Consider the following 19,416-nt stretch of genomic DNA (forward strand, 5'->3'; position numbering starts at 1 on the left):
TCAGGCCTGCATGCCCCAGCGCTGGACGGTGCGGCGCTCGATGGTCTGGAAGATCAGGTTCTCGACGACGAGGCCGATCAGGATCACGGTCAGCAGCCCGGCGAACACGTTCGGGATGTCGAGCATGTTCTTGTTCTCGAAGATGAACCAGCCCAGCCCGCCCGCCCCGGACGACACCCCGAAGACCAGCTCGGCGGCGATCAGCGTGCGCCACGCGAACGCCCAGCCGACCTTCAGGCCGGTCAGGATCGCGGGAAACGCCGCCGGGATCAGGATCTTGCCGATCAGCCCCGGTCCCGACAGCCCGTAATTGCGCCCGACCATCTTCAGCGTCCGGCTCACCGACAGGAAGCCGGAATGGGTGTTGAGCGCGATCGCCCAGGTCACCGAGTGGACCAGCACGAAGATCAGGCTGCCGTTGCCCAGCCCGAACCAGATCAGCGCCAGGGGCAGCAGCGCGATCGCCGGCAGCGGGTTGAACATCGACGTCAGGGTCTCGAGCAGGTCGGTCCCGATCCGCGACGCGATCGCCAGTCCCGTCAGCACGCTCGCCAGGGCGACGCCGGCGGCGTAGCCCATCAGCAGGACCTTCAGCGACGACCAGGCCCGGGCCGGCAGGGTGCCGTCCGCGATGCCCCGGACGAAGGCCGCCACGGTGGCCGAGAAGGTCGGGAACAGCAGGTCGTTGTCGAGGTAGCGCCCGTAGGCCTCCCAGATCCCCGCCAGGAGGACAAGGATCACGACCTTGCGCAGCCAAGCCTGGTTGTAGAGCCGCTCGGCGAGCGACAGGGGCTTCTCCACCACCGTCGCGCCCTGGGCGTGCCCGGTCTCGCGCACGATCTCGGGCCGGCCGGCCTCCACCGGCGATGGGCGGGGCGCCGTGCCGGTCAGCGGGGCGCCGCCCAGGACGCCGCCGGTCAGGGCCTGCACGCTAGACATTCTCGGCCTCCGCGATCTCTTCCGAGAACAGCATGTGCTGGATCCGGCTCTCCAGCCGCAGCGCCGCCTCCGGCGACTCGGCGCTGTTGAGCTCGGCCTTGACCTCGCCCGGGTGCGGCGAGAGCAGCAGGATGCGCGAGCCGACCTTGATCGCCTCGGGGATCGAGTGGGTCACGAACAGCACGGTGAAGCGCGTGCCCTCCCACAGCGCCAGCAGCTCGTCCTGCATGCGCCGCCGGGTGAGCGCGTCCAGCGCCGCGAACGGCTCGTCCATCAGCAGGATGTCGGGCTCCATCGCCATGCCGCGGGCGATGGCCACGCGCTGCTTCATCCCGCCCGACAGGGTGTGGGGATAGCTGTCGGCGAACTTCGTCAGGTTGACCTTGTCGATGTACAGGTTGGCCCGCTCCAGGGCCGCCCGGCCCCTGAGCCGGCCCGAGGCCTCCAGCGCGAACACCACGTTCTGCCGCACCGTCTTCCACGGCAGCAGCTGGTCGAATTCCTGGAACACCATCATCCGGTCGGGGCCGGGCGCGGTCACCGGCCGCCCCTTCAGCCGGATCTCCCCCTCCGTCGGCGCCATGTAGCCGCCCACCGCCTTCAGCAGCGTCGACTTCCCGCAGCCCGACGGCCCGAGCAGCACGAACCGGTCCCCGGGCCAGACCCGGAAGCTCACCCGGTAGGTGGCCGTGACGAGGTGGTCGGGCGTCTTGTAGCGGAGCGTGACGCCGTCCACCTCCAGAAGAGGCTGACCCGTGTCCATCCATCCTCCCTCGCGCCGCGGCTTCGGCCGCGTGTCGACGCGACCGCACCGCGCACTGGCCCGTGTCTCAGCCGTCCTGCGCTCTTCCCGGCGCTTCTCCAGCCCCGCGCGACCGAACTCCCGTCCGCACAAGGCATCGCGATGGCTCGCCGAGATAATGCATCATATATAAGACATCTGGCAACAGCAGCGTGTCCCGTGATCGGTCGATCCGCACCTGTCCGGGCGCAGGCCCCGCCCGCAGACGGGCTCCGAGCGCATGAGGATCGCGTTCGCCGATGGAAGCCGCCGTCGCGAGCCTGGCTTCAGGTACGCCCCTCCGTTCGTGCGACGCCTATTCTCAAGCCGGCGTGTTCGGACGCAGGATCAGCTTCGGCGCGGCGACGCGGCTCGCATCCATGTCGGCGAAGGCAGCCGCGCCCGCGACGAGGGGGCGCTCCTCGACCCAATCGAGGGGACCCAGCCGGCCATCGGCGAGCGCACGAATCACGTCTCGGAACTCCTGCATCGTGTAGCAGTAGCTGCCCGACACGACGATCTCCTGAAGCGTGATCTTGCGCACGTCCAAGCCCCGCTCGCCGGGCAGAAGCCCGATATGCACGATGACCGCCCCCGGCCGGGCGAGCTGGCTCGCCTTGGCCCGCGTCGCGTCGCTGCCGACGGCATCGAGGATCAGGTCGGCGCTGTCGGGACCCGGACCCGCGGCATCGTCGGGCGCTCGGCAGCGGGCCGTCGGGAGGCCGCGCGCGGCTTCGGTGCGCCGCTCGGGATTCGGCTCGATGATGACGACCTCGCCCGCACCCTGCATGGCCAGGACCAGACCCGACCCGAAACCGATCGCGCCGCCGCCCAGCACGACGCACCGCGCCCCCGCCAGAGGGCGGCCGAGAAGCCGCGCCCCCTGGTTGACGGCGTGGTAGGCGACGGCGAGCGGCTCGGCGAGGGCGGCGTGCGTGGTCGACAGCGCGTCCGGGATCGGCACGAGGCTCTTCTCGGGGACGCAGACGTAGTCCGCGAAGGCCCCTGGGCGCGGGGGCATCGAGAGGATCTGCCGGCTCGGGCACAGGTGCGTGCGCCCGGATTCGCAGGCCGGGCAGTGTCCGCAGGTGACCAGCGGATTCACCGCCACGCGCGCGCCGGCCCGCGGCCCCTCCGCGACCCGTCCGGCGGCCTCGTGGCCGAGGATCAGCGGGGCGGGGCGGCGGGCATCGTGACCGTGATAGGCGTGCATGTCGGAACCGCAGATGCCGACCGCCTCGACCCGCACCAGCACCTCGCCGGCCCCCGGCACGGGAACCGGCACGTCGTCGACGATGAGCGCGTTCGGCCCGGTGTAGATCAGCGCTTTCATCGCGGGGCCTCGGACAGGCGGGCGTTCATTTGGCGGTGAATCCCCCGTCGACCGGCAGGGTCTGCCCGGTGACGTAGGCGGAGGCCTCGGAGGCGAGGAAGACCGCCGCGCCGTAGAGGTCGGTGAGTTCGCCGTTGCGGCCGCAGGCCGTCTGGGCGGCGTTGCGGGCCGCGCGCTCGGCATCGGCGAACACCGCCTGCGTCAGCGGCGTCGGGAAGAAGCCGGGCGCGATCGCGTTGCAGGTCACGCCGCGCGCCGACCACGCTTCCGCGATGGCGCGGGTGAGCTGCACCACCGCCCCCTTGGCGGCCCCGTAGGGCGCGGAGTCCGGAAAGGCCCGGTAGGATTGCAGGGAGGCGACGTTGATGATCCGCCCGTATCCGCGCGCCGCCATCCCGGGCGCGAGGGCCTGGGTCAGCAGGAAGGGCGCGCGCACGTGCAGAGCCATGTGCCGGTCGAAGGCCTCCGCCGTCACGGCCGCGAAGGGTTGGCGCAGGTTCATTCCCGCGGCGTTCACGAGGATGTCGACCGGCCGGCCGCCGAGCCGAGCGACGAGGTCGGCGACCGCGGCGGGCTCCGCGAGATCGGCGGGCAGGACCTCGCTGGCGATCGCCTCCCCCCGCAGGTCCTCGGCCGCCGCCGCGAGGTCGGCCTCGCGGCGGGCGGTCAGGATCAGCCCGGCCCCGGCGAGGCCCAGCGCCCGGGCCAGCGCCAGCCCGAGCCCGGAATTGCCCCCCGTCACCAGGGCCGTCCGCCCGGTCAGGTCGAACAGCCGTGTCAGGCGGAAGGTCATGCGGTCACCGCCTCGCCGAGATCGAGGCCGTGGCCGGGGAAATACTTCGCGAGCCGGTGGTCGGCCGTGCGGGCATGGGCCTCCATGCCCTCCAGGCGCGAGATCCGGGCCGTGGCCTGGGCGATGGTCTTGCAGGCCTCCCGGTCCATGCGCTGCCACGTCAGCGGCCGCAGGAACTTGTGCACGGACAGCCCGGCGGAATACCGGGCGGCGTACTTGGTCGGGAGGATGTGGTTCGGGCCGGAGGTCTTGTCGCCGAAGGCGACCGTGGTCTCCTCGCCGAGGAACAGCGAACCGTAATTGCTGAGCTGCGCGAGCCACCAGTCGAGGTCGGCGGCGTGGACCTCCAGGTGCTCGCTCGCGTAGCGGTCGGAGACGGCGACGATCTCCTCGCGGCTCCCGCACACCACCACCTCGCCGTAGTCGCGCCACGCGGCGGCGGCGGCGTCCCGCGCCGTGGGCGGCAAGGCGTCGATCAGCGCCGGCATCCGCGCGATCACGTCGTCCGCGAGGGCACGCGAGGTGGTGAACAGCCAAGCCGGGCTCTCGTGCCCGTGCTCGGCCTGGCCGACGAGGTCCGAGGCCACGAGCGCCGGGTCGGCGGTCTCGTCGGCGATGATTCCCACCTCGGAGGGACCCGCGAAGACGTCGATGCCGACGCGGCCGAACAGCATCCGCTTGGCCTCGGCCACGTACTTGTTGCCCGGCCCGACGATGATGTCGGCGGGCTTTCCGGTGAACAGCCCGAAGGCCATCGCGGCGATCGCCTGGACGCCGCCCAGCGTCATGATCACGTCGGCGCCGGCCACCTGCATCGCGTAGAGCACGTAGGGGTGGATGCCCTCGCCGCGGAAGGGCGTCGAGCAGGCCACGACCGTCGGGACGCCCGCCGCCTTGGCGGTGGCCACCGACATGTAGGCCGAGGCGATGTGGGCGTAGCGCCCGGTGGGCACGTAGCACCCCGCGACGTTGCAGGGGACGAGCTTCTGGCCGGTGACGAGGCCCGGCACCAGCTCCACCGAGAAGTCCTGGACGCTGTCGCGCTGGGCCTCGGCGAAGCGCCGCACCTGTCCCGCCGCGAAGGCGATGTCCGCCTTGACGCGCTCGGGGATGTCCTTCGTGCGCCGGGCGATCTCCTCGGGGGTCACGACGATCTCGCCGGTCCAGCGGTCGAGGGAACGGGCATAGTCCCGGACCGCCTCCTCGCCCCTCGCCTCGATGGCGGCGAGCATCTCCGTCACGACCTGCCGCGCCGCGTCGGTCTCGGTCTCGGGCGTCTTGGTCGCCCGCTTCGCGTAGTCGATCGTCATGATCCCTGCCTCTTTGCGGATGTCTCGAACGAATTCAGACGGCGCCCTTCGGGAGGGCGGAGCCGGGTCCGCCACGGCGCGGGCCGGCCCCTCTGGCGGCCGCGCTGCGCGCCCGGCGACCGCTCGCGCTCAGTGCGGGGCTGCGGCCGCGTCGAACTCCGTGGCGAAGGCCCGGAGCTTCGGATCGGCTGCCACGCGCTTCATGAAGGCGTCGTCGATGTATCCCTTGGCATCGGGGACCTGCGGGATGGTGCCGACCTCGGCCATGAACGTGCCGATCCGCGAGAACCAGCCGTCGACCTGCGAGGGGCCGGCCCCGCGCGCCATCGCCTCGAGCTGCGCGTCGAGGGCGTAGGTCGGGCGCAGCGCGAATTCCTGGTCGATGGCGTGGTCGGACGCCTCGACGCCGCCCTCGGCGTAGAAGCGCTTGGCCATGTCGTGCGCCTCCCTGGGATTCGCCTTGGCCCAGCCCCAGGCCCGGAGATAGACCGCGAGGAACTTGGCGACCGCGTCCGGATGCGCCTTGGCGAAGTCGGCGCGGGTGATCAGGGCGCCGGGCACCATGGCGTCGGCGTCGGCCCCGCTGCACAGAACCTGCGCGCCGGCCTTCTCCTCCAGCGTGTAGGTGTTGGGAGCCCAGACGCCGACCACCTCGCCGGCATCTGCGATCATCGCCGAGATGATCTGCGCCTGTCCGAGGTTGACGAAGCGCATCTCGCGCGGGCCGAGGCCCCACTTCCGGAGGCAGGCGCGGGCGGCGTAATCGGCGGTGGAGTTGGTGGTGACGAGGAGCTTCTGTCCGGCGAGCTGCTTGGGATCCTTGAGGATCGCATCGTGCCGTGCGGCGCGCACCATCAGCGCGTTGGTCTTCGATTCGTCGTTGGTGAGGCCGATCGTCAGCAGGCCGAAGCGCGCCGCGCCGAGGATCGCCGGCACGGAACCGGCCCCGCCGACATCCCAGGATCCCGCCTGCGCGGCGGCGACCTGGGGCGCGCCGGCCGGGAAGACGGCGAAGGTCGGCTCGAGGCCGACCTCCTTCCACCAACCCTTCTGCGTGGCGATGTAGAAGGGCAGCGCCCAGTAGAGCGACGGCTGATAGGACACGCCGATCCGCTCGGGCTCCGCAGCCTTCACCCGCAGGGGCGGCGCGACCACCGGCGCCAGCGCCAGGGCGCCGGCCAGGAGCCATGCCCGCCGCAGGAGCCATGCCCGCCGCCGGCCGCGCCGGCACCCGTTCCCTCGAATCTCGGCCATGTCGCCTCTCCCTCGGATCGCGGACCGTCCGGTCATCGGCCGGCCGCCTTCTCGTCACGCAGCGATTTCCAGATGTGCGTCCGCAGATGGACGAACGATTCGAGGTCCATCACGTCCTCGATGCGGGCGTGATCCTCCCAGCGTTCCGCTTCGCGGACCGCCTTGACGTCGATCATCTCCTTGATCCGCCCCGGGCGCTTGGTCATGACCGCGACCCGGTCGGCGAGGTAGACGGCCTCCTCGACGCCGTGGGTGATGAACAGGACGGTGCGCGGGTTCTTGCGCGCGAGGCGGACGAGTTCCTCCTGCATCACCACGCGGGTCTGCGCGTCGAGGGCGCCGAAGGGCTCGTCCATGAGGAGCACCTCGGGCTCGAGGACGTAGGCGCGGGCGATSGMGRCGCGCTGCTGCATGCCGCCGGAGAGCTGGTGCGGGTAGGCGTCGGCGTGGCTCGAGAGGCCGATCATGTCGATCGCCGCGGCGACGCGCTCCTGGCGCTCGGCGGCGGGCATGCCCTTGTTGCGAAGCCCGAACCCGATGTTCTGCGCCACGGTCTTCCACGGGAACAGCGCGAATTGCTGGAACACCACGGCGCGGTCGGGACCCGGCTCGGTGACCGGCTGTCCGCCGACGGTGATCCGGCCGCCGGTCGGGGCTTCGAATCCGGCCGCGAGGCGCAGGCAGGTCGTCTTGCCGCAACCCGAGGCGCCGACGATGGCCACGAACTCGCGGTCGGCCACCGTGAGGTCGACGCCGTCGAGCGCCTTGACGTTGCTCCCGAAGCTCTTCTCGACCCGCTCGAACCGGATTGCGCTCATCGGATCCCCTCAAGCCTGTCCGTGATGCCGGCGGAGGCGGGTCTCGAGCGTGCGCAACGCGACGTCGATGACCACGCCGACGAGGCCGATCGCGACCATTCCGACCATCACGGTCGCGGTCGAGACGGCCCCCTGGGCCTGCACCATCATGTAGCCGACCCCCGTCGAGGCCACGATCAGCTCGGCGCCGACCAGGGATTGCCACCCCAGGCCCGCGCTGATGCGCAGGCCGGCGACGATCGAGGGCAGGGCGGCCGGCAGGAGCACCTCGGCGATCATCCGGTAGCCCGGCGTTCCGAGCATCTCGGCGGCTTCCAGCAGGCGCGCGTCGATGTAGCGGGCGCCGCGATAGGCGTTGATCAGGCAGGGCGGAAAGGCGCCCGCGAAGATGATCAGGATCGGGCCGCCGATCCCGGTGCCGAACCAGAGGGCGGCGAAGGGCACCCAGGCGATCGGCGCGATGAAGCGCAGCCCGTCGAAGATCGGCGTGACGATGTCGTCGAGGAGGCGCGACCAGCCCATCGTCAGACCGAGCGGCACGCCGACCGCGGCGGCGAGCAGGTAGCCGACCAGGAACCGCTGCAGGCTGGAGGCGACGTGGGCGGGGAGCGTGCCCCCCGCGAACGGCCGCTCGGTCAGGGTCGCGAAGCGCTCCGCCACGGCGACCGGTCCCGGAAGGAACAGCGGCGAGACGAGGCCGGACCGGGCGAGGAACGCCCAGAAGCCGAGGAAGGCCAGGGTGCCGATGGCGCCGAGGGCCAGGCTGCGATGCAGCGGCAGGGGCTGGCGGGAGGCGATCATGCCGCCCCCCGCAGTTGCGCCCAGCCGATCGCCCGGCGCTCGGCGATCCCCAGCAGCGCGGTGCTGCCGGCACCGAGCACGCCGACGGCGGCCATGCCGACGAGGATCATGCCCGGGTAGAGGTCCTGCTGCGCGACGTTCAGGACGTAGCCGAGCCCCGCGAGCGAGCCGACGAGCTCGGCCGCGACCAGGGTGGTCCAGCTCGCCTGGAGCGCCAGCCGCAACCCCGTGAAGATCATCGGCGCTGCCGCCGGCGCCAGAACGTCGAAGACGAAGCGCAGCCGCGGCGTGCCGAGCATCTGGGCCGCCTCGACGATCTGCGGCGGCACCCCGCGCACGCCGGCCTGGGTGCTGATCACCGCCGGGGGCAGCGCCGCGATGACGATCACCATCACCTTGGCCTCGTCGCCCAGGCCGAGCCATAGGATGGCGAGCGGGATCCAGGCGAGGGGCGGGATCGGGCGCAGCAGCAGGAAGACGGGGTTGATGAGGGCTTCGGCCGTGCGGTTCCAGCCCATCAGCAGGCCGAGGGGAACGCCGAGCGCCACCGAGACGACGAAGCCCAGGGCGACGAGCCGGAGCGAGTGCAGGACGTGGATGAGGAGCGTCGTATCGGGATAGCCCCGGACGAGGGCCTGGACCGCCGCCGACTCCACGTCGCCCGGTGCCGGAAAGCGTCCGGCCGAGATCAGGCCGAGGCCGGTGGTCGCGACGTACCAGAGGACGGCGATGACGACGAGCGTCGCCATGCCGACGCACATGCGGCGGCTGAACTTCACGGCGTTTCCTCGTGCTGCGGTGGCCGTCTTGTCGCGACACATCGCATGAGCATTCAATGAATGCGCTTTCATTGTGCGCGTCACGGCTGTGTTGTCAACCACCGGTTTTTGATCGTGACTGACGGCCACCGCGCGCCGCCGCCCTTTTCGGCCCGCGATCCACTGCGGCGGTTGCGTTTTCATGAATGCGCATTCATCACTGCGCCAGTCGGGATCCGGCCCAGAGTGACTTGCCGTGAAACGTCAGCAGCGCGCGACATTGCAGGCGGTTGCCCAGCGGGCGGGCGTGTCGCCGGCGACCGCCTCGCGTGCGATGGCCGGCGCCGCGATCGTCCACCCGGACACGATCCGCCGGGTGCGCGCGGCCGCCGAATCCCTCGGCTACCTGCCCGGCGGCCCGGCCCAGGCCCTGGCATCCGGGCGGACGCACACGATCGGAGCCATCATCCCGACGCTCGATCACTCGATCTTCGCACGCGCGGTCCAGGCGCTGCAGACGACCCTGGTCCGTAACGGCTATCAGCTCCTGATCGCGGCGCACGAATACGCGGCCGCGGAGGAGGCTGCCCTCGTCCGGTCCATGCTCGGTCGCGGGGTCGACGCCCTGATGCTTGTCGGCGCGGACCACCTGCCCGAGACCTGGGCTCTCATCACCGAGGCGCCGATCCCGGTGGTGCTGACGTGGTCCTTCGATGACCGGCTCGACTCGATCGGCTTCGACARCGCGGAGGCGGGCTATCTCGCGGCCCGGCACCTGCTCGCCAAAGGTCACCGCCGGTTCGGCGTGGTCTCAGGCTTCACCCAGGCCAACGACCGTGCGCGCCTGCGCATCGACGGCGTGCGGCGGGCTCTCGCGGCGGAGGGGCTGGACCTTTCGAACGCCCGGGTATCGCAGCAGCCCTTCTCCCTCGCCGGCGGCCGGGCCGGCCTCCTGCAACTCTTGGGGCTGGCTGAGCCGCCGACGGCCGTGGTGTGCGGCAATGATCTCCTTGCCGTCGGCGTGCTTCTCGAGGCCGAACAGCGCGGCTTGGTCGTTCCCCGCGATCTGTCGGTCGTCGGGATCGACAATCTTGAGATCGCGAGCCACATCGCGCCGTCCCTGACGACGATTCATCTTCCGACCGCGGAGCTTGGACGGGAGGTCGCCGAGCATCTGCTGGCCCGCCTGCGCGGGGAATCGCGCGCGCGCCGGACGGAGATGCCCATCGAGCTGATCGAGCGTCGTTCGTCTGGACCGCTGCCGATGCCCACCGGTCAGCCGGTCGCAGTGCCTCAGCCCGGCGTCACGTGACCGAACATCTCGGTGCCCATAGGGACAGGCGTGGACATACCCGCGGCCAACACAAGCTACGTGCTTGATTTTGCTGGCGCGCCCTGCGGGAATCGAACCCGTGCTTTCGCCGTGAAAGGGCCGCCACGAGACAAAGTAGACAAAAGCGCACTACACAATACGTTCTGTGCACTCGACTTTTTTGCCTCCTACTATCATAGTTGGTCTGGCCGTCTGTGTGAAATGCTCTGTGAATCTGCGGGCCGGTCTTCGCAGCCGATTTGCGCAGCGCCTTTGAGATCACCTCAGGGCCGTTGTCGCAGCGGATGTGCTTCGGGATGCCATGAAGGCACATGGCGTCGGCCAGCGCCTCAATCAGACCCATGCCGTTGATCCGCCGCGCCACCTTCAGCGCCAGGCACGTCCAGCTATGCTCGTCGATCAGCGTTAGGATGCGCAGGCTCCGACCGTCGTGGGTCTGAGCCTGCACGAAGTCGAAGCTCCAGACGTGATTGCGGTAGAGCGGACGCAGCCGCACGCACGAGCCGTCGTTCAGCCAAAGCCGGCTGCGTGGTCGGTGCCTTTGCGGGATCTTCAACCCCTCGCGACGCCAGATACGCTGAACCCGGTCCTCGCCCTCCCGCCAGCCGTCTGCCTGCAGCAGAGCCGTGACACGGCGGTAGCCAGAGCGCCCGTACTCGGACGCCAGGGCGATGATGGCCTGGGTCAGCGCATCCTCGTCGGCCGGCAGTGTGGGCACGTAGCGCCGCGTGCCTCGGTGCTGGCCGACGATCCGGCAGGCGCGACGTTCCGAGAGGCCGTACTTCTCCCGGATGCCATCCACCGCCTGCCGGCGTCCCTCGGGGGCTATAAGTTTCCCGAGGCGACATCCGCCAACACCTGCTTTTCCAAGGACAGGTCAGCCACGAGCCGGCGCAGCCGCGCGTTTTCGCGCTCCAGGTCCTGCATCTTCCTGGCCTGGTCGACCTGGAGGCCGCCGTACTCCTTGCGCCAGCGGTAGTAGCTTTGCTCGGAGATCTCCGCCTCTTTGCACGCCAGCGCCAAGCTCTTGCCCTGGGCCGTCTGCACCTCGATCTGGCGCAGCTTCAGTACCACCTGCTCCGCGCTCGTCTTCTGACCTCGCCGCGCGTTCCACTCCTCTGGTCCTGGCTGATCCTCTCAATCAGCCCGGTCCAAAGCCAGCCGGTCAGGTCACGCTGCGGCTGCCACCGGATCAGCACGCCCCTCGAAGACGTCGACGCCCGGATGCTCGGGTGCCCAGATAACGACCATTCGTGAACGAGCCTAAGCGGCAAATTGTGGTTCAGGCGGACATCGTGAGCGCGCCAGGAGCGTCCGATGTCCGTCAGTGTCATCGTTCCAATCGCGCTGATCGCTGTTGGTGCTGTCGCTCTCCGACAGGCCCAGGGACATGCGTCCGATCTGCGAGAAGCCCAGCTCCGGTTGCTGAACCTTGCCATCGAGTCGGCCAGCGTGGGTTTGGTCGCGTTTCGACCAAGCGGCGCCTCGGGTGAAATCACGCACGCGGTGCCAGGCCGCGTTTCGGCTTGGACTTGCCGAAGCGTCGAGTTGAACGTATCGGCGAAATCGTTCGATCATCAGGTGTGTGCTCAGCTCCTCGGCAGGGAGATCCGAGCCATGACGATCACCACCTCGATCAACGCCGTTGGACCCGTGAAGGCGACGGAGATGATCCAATCAGCAAGAGCAGAAGCTGCGATCGAACACCGAGCGGGGCTGTATACCGTCACGATGCCGGTGCCCAAGTCCGACGACGCTGCCGCCCGAGCGCCAGTGGACGATCGGGAGCTCCGCGCGTTGCAAGAACGCGTAGTCGACATCAGCGTTTGAGCCGTACGCCGCTCGGAGCCTCCGTTCCTGAGCAAGCCAATTCGTCTCGAAGCAAGAGACGACAGCCACTCATCGGTCCCGCCAAGCTTTGCTGATCTGATCCATCAGCGGCTTCGTCAGATAAGACAGCACCGTGCGGTCGCCGGTCTTGAGAAAGGCGTCGACCGGCATGCCCGGCACGAGACGAATCTCACCCAAGCGCGCGCGCTCGGCATCGGAGACCCGGATACGCACCTTGTAGAAGCTCAGGCCCGACTTCGGGTCCTGCGTCACGTCCGCCGCTACGCGATCCACAAGCCCGTTGATCTCCGGTGTCGTGCGCTGATTGAGCGCCGAGAAGCGCAGAGTCGCGAGCTGATCGATCTGCACGTGGTCAATATCCTTCGGCTCCGCCCGAACTTCGACTGCCAGCTCGTCTGACTCGGGGACAATCAGCATGGCGGGTTCGTTCGGAGTCACGAGGCCGCCCACCGTGTGCACCGTCATCTGATGAACGACCCCATCCTGTGGCGCCCGAAGATCGGTTCGTCTCAGCTGATCGAGGGCGGCCGTCCGCTTCTCCTCGTATTCCGACCATTTGCTTCGAATCTCCGTCAGGTCCCTGCTCACCTCGTTCCGCATGTCCTCGTCGATCTGCATGATCTGCAGCTCGACCTCGTTGATCTTGCCCTTGGTCTGCGCGATCGAGGCGGCGAATCGGCCGCGGTCCCCTTCGAGTCTCGCAGCTTCGCGCTCGAGGGACGTCAGGCGGGGGAGCTGGATCAGGTTCTTAAGCCAAAGCTCGCGGATGCCCTTCAGCTCCTGATCCACAGCGGAGACTTCCCGCGACTTCGCGGCCATCTGATCGTTGATCCCTGCGATCTCTTGACTGAGCTGGGCAATGCGTTCGCGCAGCTGGGCCTTGCGACCCTGCCGTGCCTTACTGCGCGCAAGGAACAGGCGGGTCTCGCTGTCGATGAGGCGGGCGACCGCGTCGTCCGAGGAAGCTCGGGCCTGGAGATCGGAGGGGAAGTTGAGGGCGATGTCGCCATCGCGTTCCGACTCCTCGCGCGTCCGCTTGGCGGCGAGCGCGTCCATCGCGCGGAGAACAGTGTCGAGGATCGCCCTTGGCTGCGTCTCGTCCAGCCGGACCAAGATGTCGCCGGCCCTGACGTGCTCGCCTTCGCGCACGCGCAACTCGCCGACGATCCCGCCGATTGGATGCTGAACCTTCTTCACGTCGCTCTCGACCACGAGCCTTCCGGACGCGATGACTGCGCCGCCGATCTGCGTGAAGCTCGCCCACCCGCCGACACCGCCGACGAGCGTCGCAACCAACAGGGCCGTGAAGCGGACCTGTCGCCGGATCGCCGCCCGGGACGCATGACCCAGGGGCGGCGATGCATGCTCTGCGGTGACGCGCATCGGAATGGCGGTGGGCATCCGGTCCCCTCCTGGGATTTGACGTGGGCACGACATCCCGACGCGACGGGCGGGTGCGCGGCGGACCGGCGCTGCGGTTGCAGAGCGGTCTCGACTGGAAGAGATGTTGTCGCACGGCGGCGCCGCGCGTCCGTGAGGCAGGTCACGCAGCGGATCGGGGTCCATTCCGGCAAGGCGCTAGGGCAGCGTCCCGACGAAGCGGTGATTGATGACCACCCGGCCGCCGCGGACGACCTCGAAGGTTGCCTCGTAGGTTCCCGCGCGAAAGCCGTCGGCCGGACGCCGCCGCCCTGTGAAGATCAGGGATTGCGCACGCGGGTTGGCGAGGGGCGGCAACTGGTTCTGAGCGAGGATCTGTCCGTCCGGAGTCCGGACGACGAGACGCTGCACGTCTCCGGCCTCCAGGCTGATCGCCCGGACCCAGGCGACCAGGGTCTCAGCGCGAGCGCGGAGGGGACCGGCAGCCTCGGCCTCGACGGCGGCCATCGTCACGGGTCCGTCGGAGAAGCCGGAATTGAGGACCGTCCCGGCCCGGTAGTGAAGGCTTGCGCGGACCGCTTCATCCCAGAGGCTCGCATGGCGGCCCGGATGCGCTGAACCGTCAATTGCGAAGGGGTCAACGGGCCGACCGGCGAGGCGAACGGTGAAATGGAGATGTGGAAACTCCGTTGCGCCGGAGAGGCCGACATGACCGATGACTTGGCCGGCCGCCACGGCTTCGCCGGGTCGCACCGTCACGCTGCCCTGCGCCAGATGGCAATACTGGGTCTCGTATGATTTCGCATGTGCGATGACGAGACCGTTTCCGCATTCGGCGCCCGCTACCTTCGCCATCCCAGTCTCGCGAACCGAGACGTCGGGGGCGTCGATGCGGATGCGGAGTACAGTGCCGGCAGCTGCCGCCCGAACAGCGCCGAGCGGTCCGGCCGCGGTGACGGATGAAGTAAGGCGGAAGTCTGTGCCGTCATGCCGATCGTAGGTCTGTGAACCGCCAGTGAAGTCGCGAGCCTCGGGACCGGAGTCGCGATCAACATAGTACTGGACGAAGCAGGTTCGGCCCGGATCGCAGGCGAGCGGAAGCTGCAGTTGGAGAGAATTGGCACCTGCGCGCGTCGACCCGAGAGTCGCGGCAAGGATGCAGGCGAAGACGCGCAACGCTGGCATGTTCGGCTCGCTTTCCAAGATTCCCAGCTCGATGGTCTCAGGTGCATCCGAGACGGATGTCTCGGCCTTGCCCGGGCGAAGCGCTGAAACTCCCGGCGACATCGCCCCGCGCCCCGCCGCGGGCGTCGCCGCTGCCAGGACCGGCCGGAATGGCCCGCTTGAGGCTCCCGCGGATCCAGTTCGGGGGCAGCAGGTCGCCATCTGCAGTGACGATCCAGGGGTGCCGATCGGGATGACTCAGGACGGCAGCCGCCGCGGCGATCGCTTCGCGCAGGCTGTCGAACCGCTTGGGATGCCTTGAGAGGAAGCGTGCCGCTCCTTCGTGCCAGACCTTGAGGGACGCGGGACGTTCGAGGGTTTCGACTTCCATCGCTCGGGTTCCCTGTGCGGTAGCGGCACGCGGCCTCTCGAGGGGATCCGGCGGCCTCAGGGGCAGTTCGCCTGCTCCTGATCTGGCCCTGAATGTTCCACCCTTTCGGATCGGCGACTGTGAGCGAGATCACCGAAGCCGGTGCGCCGGACAGGCGCCCTGCCGACCGGATCGCGCAGCCGTCTGCCTTTGCTGGCGGCCGGGCTCGAGGCCCCCCGTCCGCACAGCCCGGCAGAGCCGGGACCCACCGGTCGCGGGAGACCGGCGGAGCCGACGTGATCCCGATCACAGTCCACCGCGGGACGGACGGTTCATACCGGTCTTACGACACGCGGCAGACGCAAACCCGTCCCCGCGATGCGGTCGCCGAAGCCTTCTCGAGGAGACTGGTCATGTTCGAATTCCTGAAGAAGAAACTCCGGGCGCAGCCGTCCAAGCGTGTCACCGAAGTGGGCTGGACCATCACCGATACCAAGGCGGCCCTCATCTGGGACGACCCGGAGCCGTTCCGGCGAGACCTCGGCCGGGCAGCGTCAGCCAAATCGGTCCAAGGCTGCCCGGCAGCGGTTGATATCGACGCCCGCCACATCGTGATCCGGTGCCCCATCGACCTCCATCTGCGCATCAACTTGGCGGAGGGCCGCGACCCGGTCCTGGAGAATGTGGACGGCGCTCGCAGCACGATCCGCCCCAAGCACATCGGTCAGATGGTCAGCATCGTGAACCCGGCCGAGTGGCGCCACCCCAAGCGGCCGATCCTTCAGATCATCACGCCCTACCTCTTCCTCTCGGACGAGGTCGCCTACATCAACCAACTGCCACCGTTTCTCGACTACCAATCCGACTCACTTCCAGGAACGCTGATCAGCGGGCGCTTCCCGGTCCACATCTGGCCGCGCCCTTTGATGTGGGCCTTCGAGTGGCACGATACGTCGAAGAACCTGATCCTGCGCCGCGGCCAGCCCTGGTTCTATGTCCGCTTCGACACGCTTGATCCCTCGAAGGCGACGCGCCTCGTGGAGGCGGAGATCACGCCACAGGTGCAGCGCTACATCGACGATATCAGCGGCGTCACGAACTACGTGAATCGCACCTACGCGCTGTTCGAAAGGGCCAAGAAACGCCGGCCCGAACAATTGCTCGTTCCGCGCACGGACCGGAAGGCGACGCGTTCAGCCGCCAAGTGCCCGATGGCCGCCTGAGCGCAACTCGATGAGGCTGGTCAGGCGCGCACGTGGTCCGGCTAAACACGCGTCACATTCTGCCTGTGTGAGCCTGCTCACGGATTCTCGGCCCCGTCGATTGCAGATTGAGGCATGCGGGCCGGGCTGGCCGCTCGATTTCGGAAGTCTACAGCCCGGGGCTTCCAGGCACCTTCGGTCAGACCATTCAACAGAGGGGCGATGCGCGATGAAACCGGCTTCCGTCGAACTCGGCGCGGCGCTGTCGAGCTGCCGCTCGGCCCTGGCCAGCCTCATCGTCACCAGCGGACTACTCAACATCCTTTACCTGACAGCCTCGTTCTTCATGTTGCTGATCTCCGACCGTGTCCTCCCGAGCCGGTCGGTGCCGTCCCTCGTCGGTCTCGTCCTCCTGGCTTTGATGCTCTACGCGTTCCAGAGCGCCCTCGAGGCGCTCAGGGGCCGCATCCTGAGCCGGGTCGGCGCCGTCCTCGATGAATGCCTCAGCCCCCGCGTCTTCGAGGCGCTGGTGCGCGGTCCTCTGGAAACCGGGGCGGCCACCAACAGCCAGATGCCCCTGCGGGATCTCGATCAGGTGCGCGGCTTCCTCGGAGGCTCGGCACCGACGGCACTCTGCGACCTGCCCTGGATGCCGCTCTACTTCATCATCTGCTTCCTGTTTCATCCCCTGATCGGCTTCGCCACCGTGTTGGGAGCGGTCCTCCTCGTCGTGATCACCCTCGTCGCAGACCGCCTCACGCGCGGCCCGTCGAAAGTCGCGACCGAGCACAGTCAGCGCCGGAGCAGCGTGACGGAGGCCAGTTGCCGCAACGCCGACGTCCTGATCGCCATGGGCATGCAGGGCCACTTTGCGGCCCGGTGGCACGATGCGCACACCCAGTACCTCCTGGCGCAGCAGCGCATGAGCGACGTCGCGGGCGCTTCGAGCGCTGTCTCGAAGGCAGCCCGCATGGCGCTGCAGTCGGGCGTCTTGGCGCTCGGCGCCTTTCTGGTGATCCGCGGCCAGAGTTCGCCTGGCATCATCATCGCCTCGTCGATCCTGCTCGGCCGCGCCCTGGCGCCGCTCGATGCGACGATCGCGAACTGGAAAGGGGTCATCGCCGCGCAGCAGAGCTGGAGCCGGCTCGCCGACGCGATCACCAAGGCGTCGGCCGTGCGGCCCACCTCTGCCCTGCCGGCGCCCGTGCAGGTGCTCAAGGTGGAGGGCGTGAGTGTGGCTCCCCCCGGAAGCACGCGCCTCACGGTGAAGGAGGTGCGGTTCAGCCTGAAGGCGGGGCAAGCGCTCGCCGTCACCGGCCCGAGCGGATCCGGCAAGTCGACCCTGGTCCGGGCGCTTGTCGGCATCCTGCCTCTGGCCCGAGGAACGGTCTGGCTCGATAGTGTGCCGATCTCCCAGTGGCAGGCCGCGGATTTCGGACGCCACGTCGGATACCTTCCGCAGGAAGTCTCGCTCTTCGCCGGCACGGTGGCGGAGAACATCGCCCGCTTCGCGCCCCACGCGGACCGTGCCGAAATCGAAGAGGCCGCGCGACAGGCGGGGGTCAACCAGCTGATCGAAAGCCTGCCGGAGGGCTATGATACGGTGTTGGGCGACGGTGGCACGGGCCTGTCGGGCGGCCAACGGCAGCGCATCGGCCTCGCCCGCGCCCTGTTCGGCTCGCCTTTCCTCCTCGTCCTCGATGAACCGAACGCCAACCTCGATGGCGAGGGAGACGCGGCCTTGACCCGAGCGATTCTCAGCGTCCGGGCTCGCGGCGGCATCGTCATCATCGTGGCCCACCGGATGAGTGCACTGACTGCCGTCGACCTGATGCTGACGATCGAGGCCGGACAGGTCGCGGCCTTCGGGACCAAAGACGAAGTGCTCCGCAAGATTCGAGGCCAGTCAGGCGGCGAGGTGAAGAGCGCGCGGCCCGATGCCGGTCCTGGCCGCACGACGGCGCACCATCCGCCGATGCACATCGTGAAGGAGAGCGCCTGACATCGTCCGGCTTCCGGCGAAGAAGCGGGGATGCGACGAGGCCGCCTTGGAAGGTCCTCTGAGCGGGTGGTCCGGTGATCCGGGCTGCCCGCTCCTTTTTGGCGAGGGCACGGTCGGGAGGGCGGCCGTGATGTCCGGCCCGGCGGCGCGCCGTCCGAAGGCCGCGCCCTGCTGTCGAGGGGCGGTGTCGGCTGAGCCACGCGGCGGCCGCGGCATCGGTCTATGGTGACGGCGACCTGCGTCGAACCAGCGATCGCGCGCCTGTCCTCGCGGTGCCGACATCTCTCGACACTTCGGATTGCCTCCGCGCCGATCGAGACCTGTCCAGAACGGAAAACGGGACGGCGGGTCGGGCTACGGAACGGGAAGACGGCTCGAGGGTCCGGAGCGATTGCAATGCCCGCCGCCCCGCCTGGAGGCTTCCGAGGCGAGGGCCAGTGAATCAGTACGGGTCGACGGCAGAGCGGTCGATTGAGAGACTGCTGCATCGGCCGAGCGGCGGGCACAACGGGAAACACGCGCCTGACCGGATCTTTATCGCTATAATTACTGATTATTTCGCCATAATTGCCGCATAATTAGATCACGTTGAAAGGCATTCGCAGTAGAATGCAAATTTAGCGATGCAGAAATTCACATCTGGTAAAGGCGGGACGCAGACGGGATGCGGCGTCGACGTCGATGCCTGGACGCTCCTTGCGGGGATCGTGCGGCTCGACATGCATCATCTGGGCGTCCGTCGACCGGACCCTTGAGAAGAACTCCTTTGAGCGGCGCTGAAGGCGAGGCAGCCGGATGGTACCGGGCTCAAGAGGCCGAGGCTCGATCCGGCGACACGCAGGGAGGCCGGGAATGATCCTCCACTCAGTCGCCGAGCGGTCCATTGTGATCTTCATCACGGTATCCGCCCCGACGTCATCGTAAAACGAATTCGACTTCGACGGGGAACCCTCCGGATCAAGTCTCGCATAGCGCAGAAAAAACTGCGCGATCCATAGAGAAACCATTGGGCGGCGAGGCATCGCCCCACAAATGACGGAGTAACGGACATGGCTAAGATCTACGGCACCCCTGGCAACGACACCATCTACGGCGGCGAAGGCAACGACACCATCTACGGTGGCGGTGGCAACGACACCGTCTACGGCGGCGGTGGCAACGACACCGTCTACGGTGGCAAGGGTAACGACACCATCTACGGCGGGGCCGGCAACGACCACCTCTACGGCGGCAAGGGTGACGACACCGTCTACGGCGGCAAGGGCAACGACACCATCCAGGGCGGGGCCGGCAACGACCACCTCTACGGCGGCAAGGGTGACGACAC

At 68.6% G+C, this 19,416-nt stretch carries 17 protein-coding genes and 1 pseudogene; 5 read left to right on the forward strand and 13 right to left on the reverse strand.

Features of this window, described 5'->3' with window-relative positions; all coding sequences use genetic code 11:
* The 9 genes from AC1DXK_RS25465 to AC1DXK_RS25505 all read right to left on the reverse strand — a co-directional run bounded on the left by AC1DXK_RS25465 (position 1) and on the right by AC1DXK_RS25505 (position 8,808).
* Positions 1 to 939: an ABC transporter permease gene (locus tag AC1DXK_RS25465; protein ID WP_457108844.1), complete on the reverse strand. Its 939-nt coding sequence runs from the start codon at positions 937 to 939 to the stop codon at positions 1 to 3.
* Positions 932 to 1,702, reverse strand: a complete 771-nt coding sequence (locus AC1DXK_RS25470) for an ABC transporter ATP-binding protein (RefSeq protein WP_457108845.1) — start codon at positions 1,700 to 1,702, stop codon at positions 932 to 934. The genes AC1DXK_RS25465 and AC1DXK_RS25470 overlap by 8 nt, the downstream gene beginning before the upstream one ends.
* A gap of 340 nt (positions 1,703 to 2,042) precedes the next feature.
* Positions 2,043 to 3,053: an alcohol dehydrogenase catalytic domain-containing protein gene (locus tag AC1DXK_RS25475; RefSeq protein WP_457108585.1), complete on the reverse strand. Its 1,011-nt coding sequence runs from the start codon at positions 3,051 to 3,053 to the stop codon at positions 2,043 to 2,045.
* A gap of 25 nt (positions 3,054 to 3,078) precedes the next feature.
* Complete coding sequence (locus AC1DXK_RS25480) at positions 3,079 to 3,846, reverse strand: SDR family NAD(P)-dependent oxidoreductase (RefSeq protein WP_457108586.1); 768 nt, start codon at positions 3,844 to 3,846, stop codon at positions 3,079 to 3,081.
* Positions 3,843 to 5,156: a sulfopropanediol 3-dehydrogenase gene (hpsN, locus tag AC1DXK_RS25485; RefSeq protein ID WP_457108587.1), complete on the reverse strand. Its 1,314-nt coding sequence runs from the start codon at positions 5,154 to 5,156 to the stop codon at positions 3,843 to 3,845. Before hpsN ends, AC1DXK_RS25480 begins: the two co-directional genes overlap by 4 nt.
* 129 nt (positions 5,157 to 5,285) lie before the next feature.
* The gene (locus AC1DXK_RS25490; RefSeq protein ID WP_457108588.1) at positions 5,286 to 6,410 is read right to left on the reverse strand and encodes an ABC transporter substrate-binding protein; all 1,125 of its coding nucleotides are present in this window, start codon (positions 6,408 to 6,410) and stop codon (positions 5,286 to 5,288) included.
* Between the two features lie 32 nt (positions 6,411 to 6,442).
* Positions 6,443 to 7,228, reverse strand: coding sequence for an ABC transporter ATP-binding protein (locus tag AC1DXK_RS25495; RefSeq protein ID WP_477299401.1), 786 nt, complete (start codon positions 7,226 to 7,228; stop codon positions 6,443 to 6,445).
* Positions 7,229 to 7,237: 9 nt separating this feature from the next.
* Positions 7,238 to 8,029 (reverse strand): ABC transporter permease, encoded by a 792-nt coding sequence (locus tag AC1DXK_RS25500; protein WP_091782298.1) that lies wholly within the window; start codon positions 8,027 to 8,029, stop codon positions 7,238 to 7,240.
* On the reverse strand, positions 8,026 to 8,808 hold the full coding sequence (locus AC1DXK_RS25505; protein WP_457108590.1) for an ABC transporter permease: 783 nt from the start codon (positions 8,806 to 8,808) through the stop codon (positions 8,026 to 8,028). Before AC1DXK_RS25505 ends, AC1DXK_RS25500 begins: the two co-directional genes overlap by 4 nt.
* 235 nt (positions 8,809 to 9,043) lie before the next feature.
* Between AC1DXK_RS25505 and AC1DXK_RS25510 the strand changes: the two genes are divergently transcribed.
* Positions 9,044 to 10,099: a LacI family DNA-binding transcriptional regulator gene (locus AC1DXK_RS25510; protein ID WP_477299402.1), complete on the forward strand. Its 1,056-nt coding sequence runs from the start codon at positions 9,044 to 9,046 to the stop codon at positions 10,097 to 10,099.
* Positions 10,100 to 10,331: 232 nt separating this feature from the next.
* Here the strand turns inward: AC1DXK_RS25510 and AC1DXK_RS25515 are convergent.
* Positions 10,332 to 11,194, reverse strand: a pseudogene (locus AC1DXK_RS25515) (IS3 family transposase); the annotation flags it as partial.
* 243 nt (positions 11,195 to 11,437) lie between these two features.
* Here AC1DXK_RS25515 and AC1DXK_RS25520 point away from each other — a divergent pair.
* Positions 11,438 to 11,950: a hypothetical protein gene (locus AC1DXK_RS25520; RefSeq protein WP_457108592.1), complete on the forward strand. Its 513-nt coding sequence runs from the start codon at positions 11,438 to 11,440 to the stop codon at positions 11,948 to 11,950.
* 69 nt (positions 11,951 to 12,019) lie between these two features.
* Here AC1DXK_RS25520 and AC1DXK_RS25525 read toward each other — a convergent pair whose 3' ends face one another.
* The 3 genes from AC1DXK_RS25525 to AC1DXK_RS25535 all read right to left on the reverse strand — a co-directional run bounded on the left by AC1DXK_RS25525 (position 12,020) and on the right by AC1DXK_RS25535 (position 14,906).
* On the reverse strand, positions 12,020 to 13,372 hold the full coding sequence (locus tag AC1DXK_RS25525; RefSeq protein ID WP_457108593.1) for an HlyD family type I secretion periplasmic adaptor subunit: 1,353 nt from the start codon (positions 13,370 to 13,372) through the stop codon (positions 12,020 to 12,022).
* A gap of 177 nt (positions 13,373 to 13,549) precedes the next feature.
* Positions 13,550 to 14,638 carry a M23 family metallopeptidase gene (locus tag AC1DXK_RS25530; protein WP_457108594.1) on the reverse strand — a complete coding sequence of 363 codons (1,089 nt, stop codon included), beginning with the start codon at positions 14,636 to 14,638 and terminating at the stop codon, positions 13,550 to 13,552.
* The gene (locus AC1DXK_RS25535) at positions 14,574 to 14,906 is read right to left on the reverse strand and encodes a hypothetical protein (protein ID WP_457108598.1); all 333 of its coding nucleotides are present in this window, start codon (positions 14,904 to 14,906) and stop codon (positions 14,574 to 14,576) included. The genes AC1DXK_RS25530 and AC1DXK_RS25535 overlap by 65 nt, the downstream gene beginning before the upstream one ends.
* 392 nt (positions 14,907 to 15,298) lie before the next feature.
* Here AC1DXK_RS25535 and AC1DXK_RS25540 point away from each other — a divergent pair, with 392 nt between their 5' ends.
* The 3 genes from AC1DXK_RS25540 to AC1DXK_RS25550 form a co-directional block, all read left to right on the forward strand.
* Entirely contained in the window at positions 15,299 to 16,108 is an 810-nt protein-coding gene (locus AC1DXK_RS25540) for a hypothetical protein (RefSeq protein WP_477299403.1), read from the forward strand.
* A 208-nt stretch (positions 16,109 to 16,316) separates the two neighbouring features.
* Positions 16,317 to 18,089, forward strand: a complete 1,773-nt coding sequence (locus tag AC1DXK_RS25545) for a type I secretion system permease/ATPase (protein ID WP_457108596.1) — start codon at positions 16,317 to 16,319, stop codon at positions 18,087 to 18,089.
* Positions 18,090 to 19,138: 1,049 nt separating this feature from the next.
* Positions 19,139 to 19,416, forward strand: a 278-nt coding sequence (locus tag AC1DXK_RS25550) for a calcium-binding protein (RefSeq protein ID WP_477299404.1), incomplete at its 3' end; no start/stop codon positions are given.

Source organism: Methylobacterium sp. P3_A11 (assembly GCF_056403155.1).

What these genes read in the sequence shown, in the direction of transcription:
- AC1DXK_RS25465 (WP_457108844.1), bottom strand. Translation starts at nt 939, where the DNA reads ATGTCTAGCGTGCAGGCCCTGACCGGCGGCGTCCTGGGCGGCGCCCCG.
- AC1DXK_RS25470 (WP_457108845.1), bottom strand. Translation starts at nt 1,702, where the DNA reads ATGGACACGGGTCAGCCTCTTCTGGAGGTGGACGGCGTCACGCTCCGC.
- AC1DXK_RS25475 (WP_457108585.1), bottom strand. Translation starts at nt 3,053, where the DNA reads ATGAAAGCGCTGATCTACACCGGGCCGAACGCGCTCATCGTCGACGAC.
- AC1DXK_RS25480 (WP_457108586.1), bottom strand. Translation starts at nt 3,846, where the DNA reads ATGACCTTCCGCCTGACACGGCTGTTCGACCTGACCGGGCGGACGGCC.
- hpsN (WP_457108587.1), bottom strand. Translation starts at nt 5,156, where the DNA reads ATGACGATCGACTACGCGAAGCGGGCGACCAAGACGCCCGAGACCGAG.
- AC1DXK_RS25490 (WP_457108588.1), bottom strand. Translation starts at nt 6,410, where the DNA reads ATGGCCGAGATTCGAGGGAACGGGTGCCGGCGCGGCCGGCGGCGGGCA.
- AC1DXK_RS25500 (WP_091782298.1), bottom strand. Translation starts at nt 8,029, where the DNA reads ATGATCGCCTCCCGCCAGCCCCTGCCGCTGCATCGCAGCCTGGCCCTC.
- AC1DXK_RS25520 (WP_457108592.1), top strand. Translation starts at nt 11,438, where the DNA reads ATGTCCGTCAGTGTCATCGTTCCAATCGCGCTGATCGCTGTTGGTGCT.
- AC1DXK_RS25525 (WP_457108593.1), bottom strand. Translation starts at nt 13,372, where the DNA reads ATGCCCACCGCCATTCCGATGCGCGTCACCGCAGAGCATGCATCGCCG.
- AC1DXK_RS25530 (WP_457108594.1), bottom strand. Translation starts at nt 14,638, where the DNA reads ATGTCGCCGGGAGTTTCAGCGCTTCGCCCGGGCAAGGCCGAGACATCC.
- AC1DXK_RS25535 (WP_457108598.1), bottom strand. Translation starts at nt 14,906, where the DNA reads ATGGAAGTCGAAACCCTCGAACGTCCCGCGTCCCTCAAGGTCTGGCAC.
- AC1DXK_RS25540 (WP_477299403.1), top strand. Translation starts at nt 15,299, where the DNA reads ATGTTCGAATTCCTGAAGAAGAAACTCCGGGCGCAGCCGTCCAAGCGT.
- AC1DXK_RS25545 (WP_457108596.1), top strand. Translation starts at nt 16,317, where the DNA reads ATGAAACCGGCTTCCGTCGAACTCGGCGCGGCGCTGTCGAGCTGCCGC.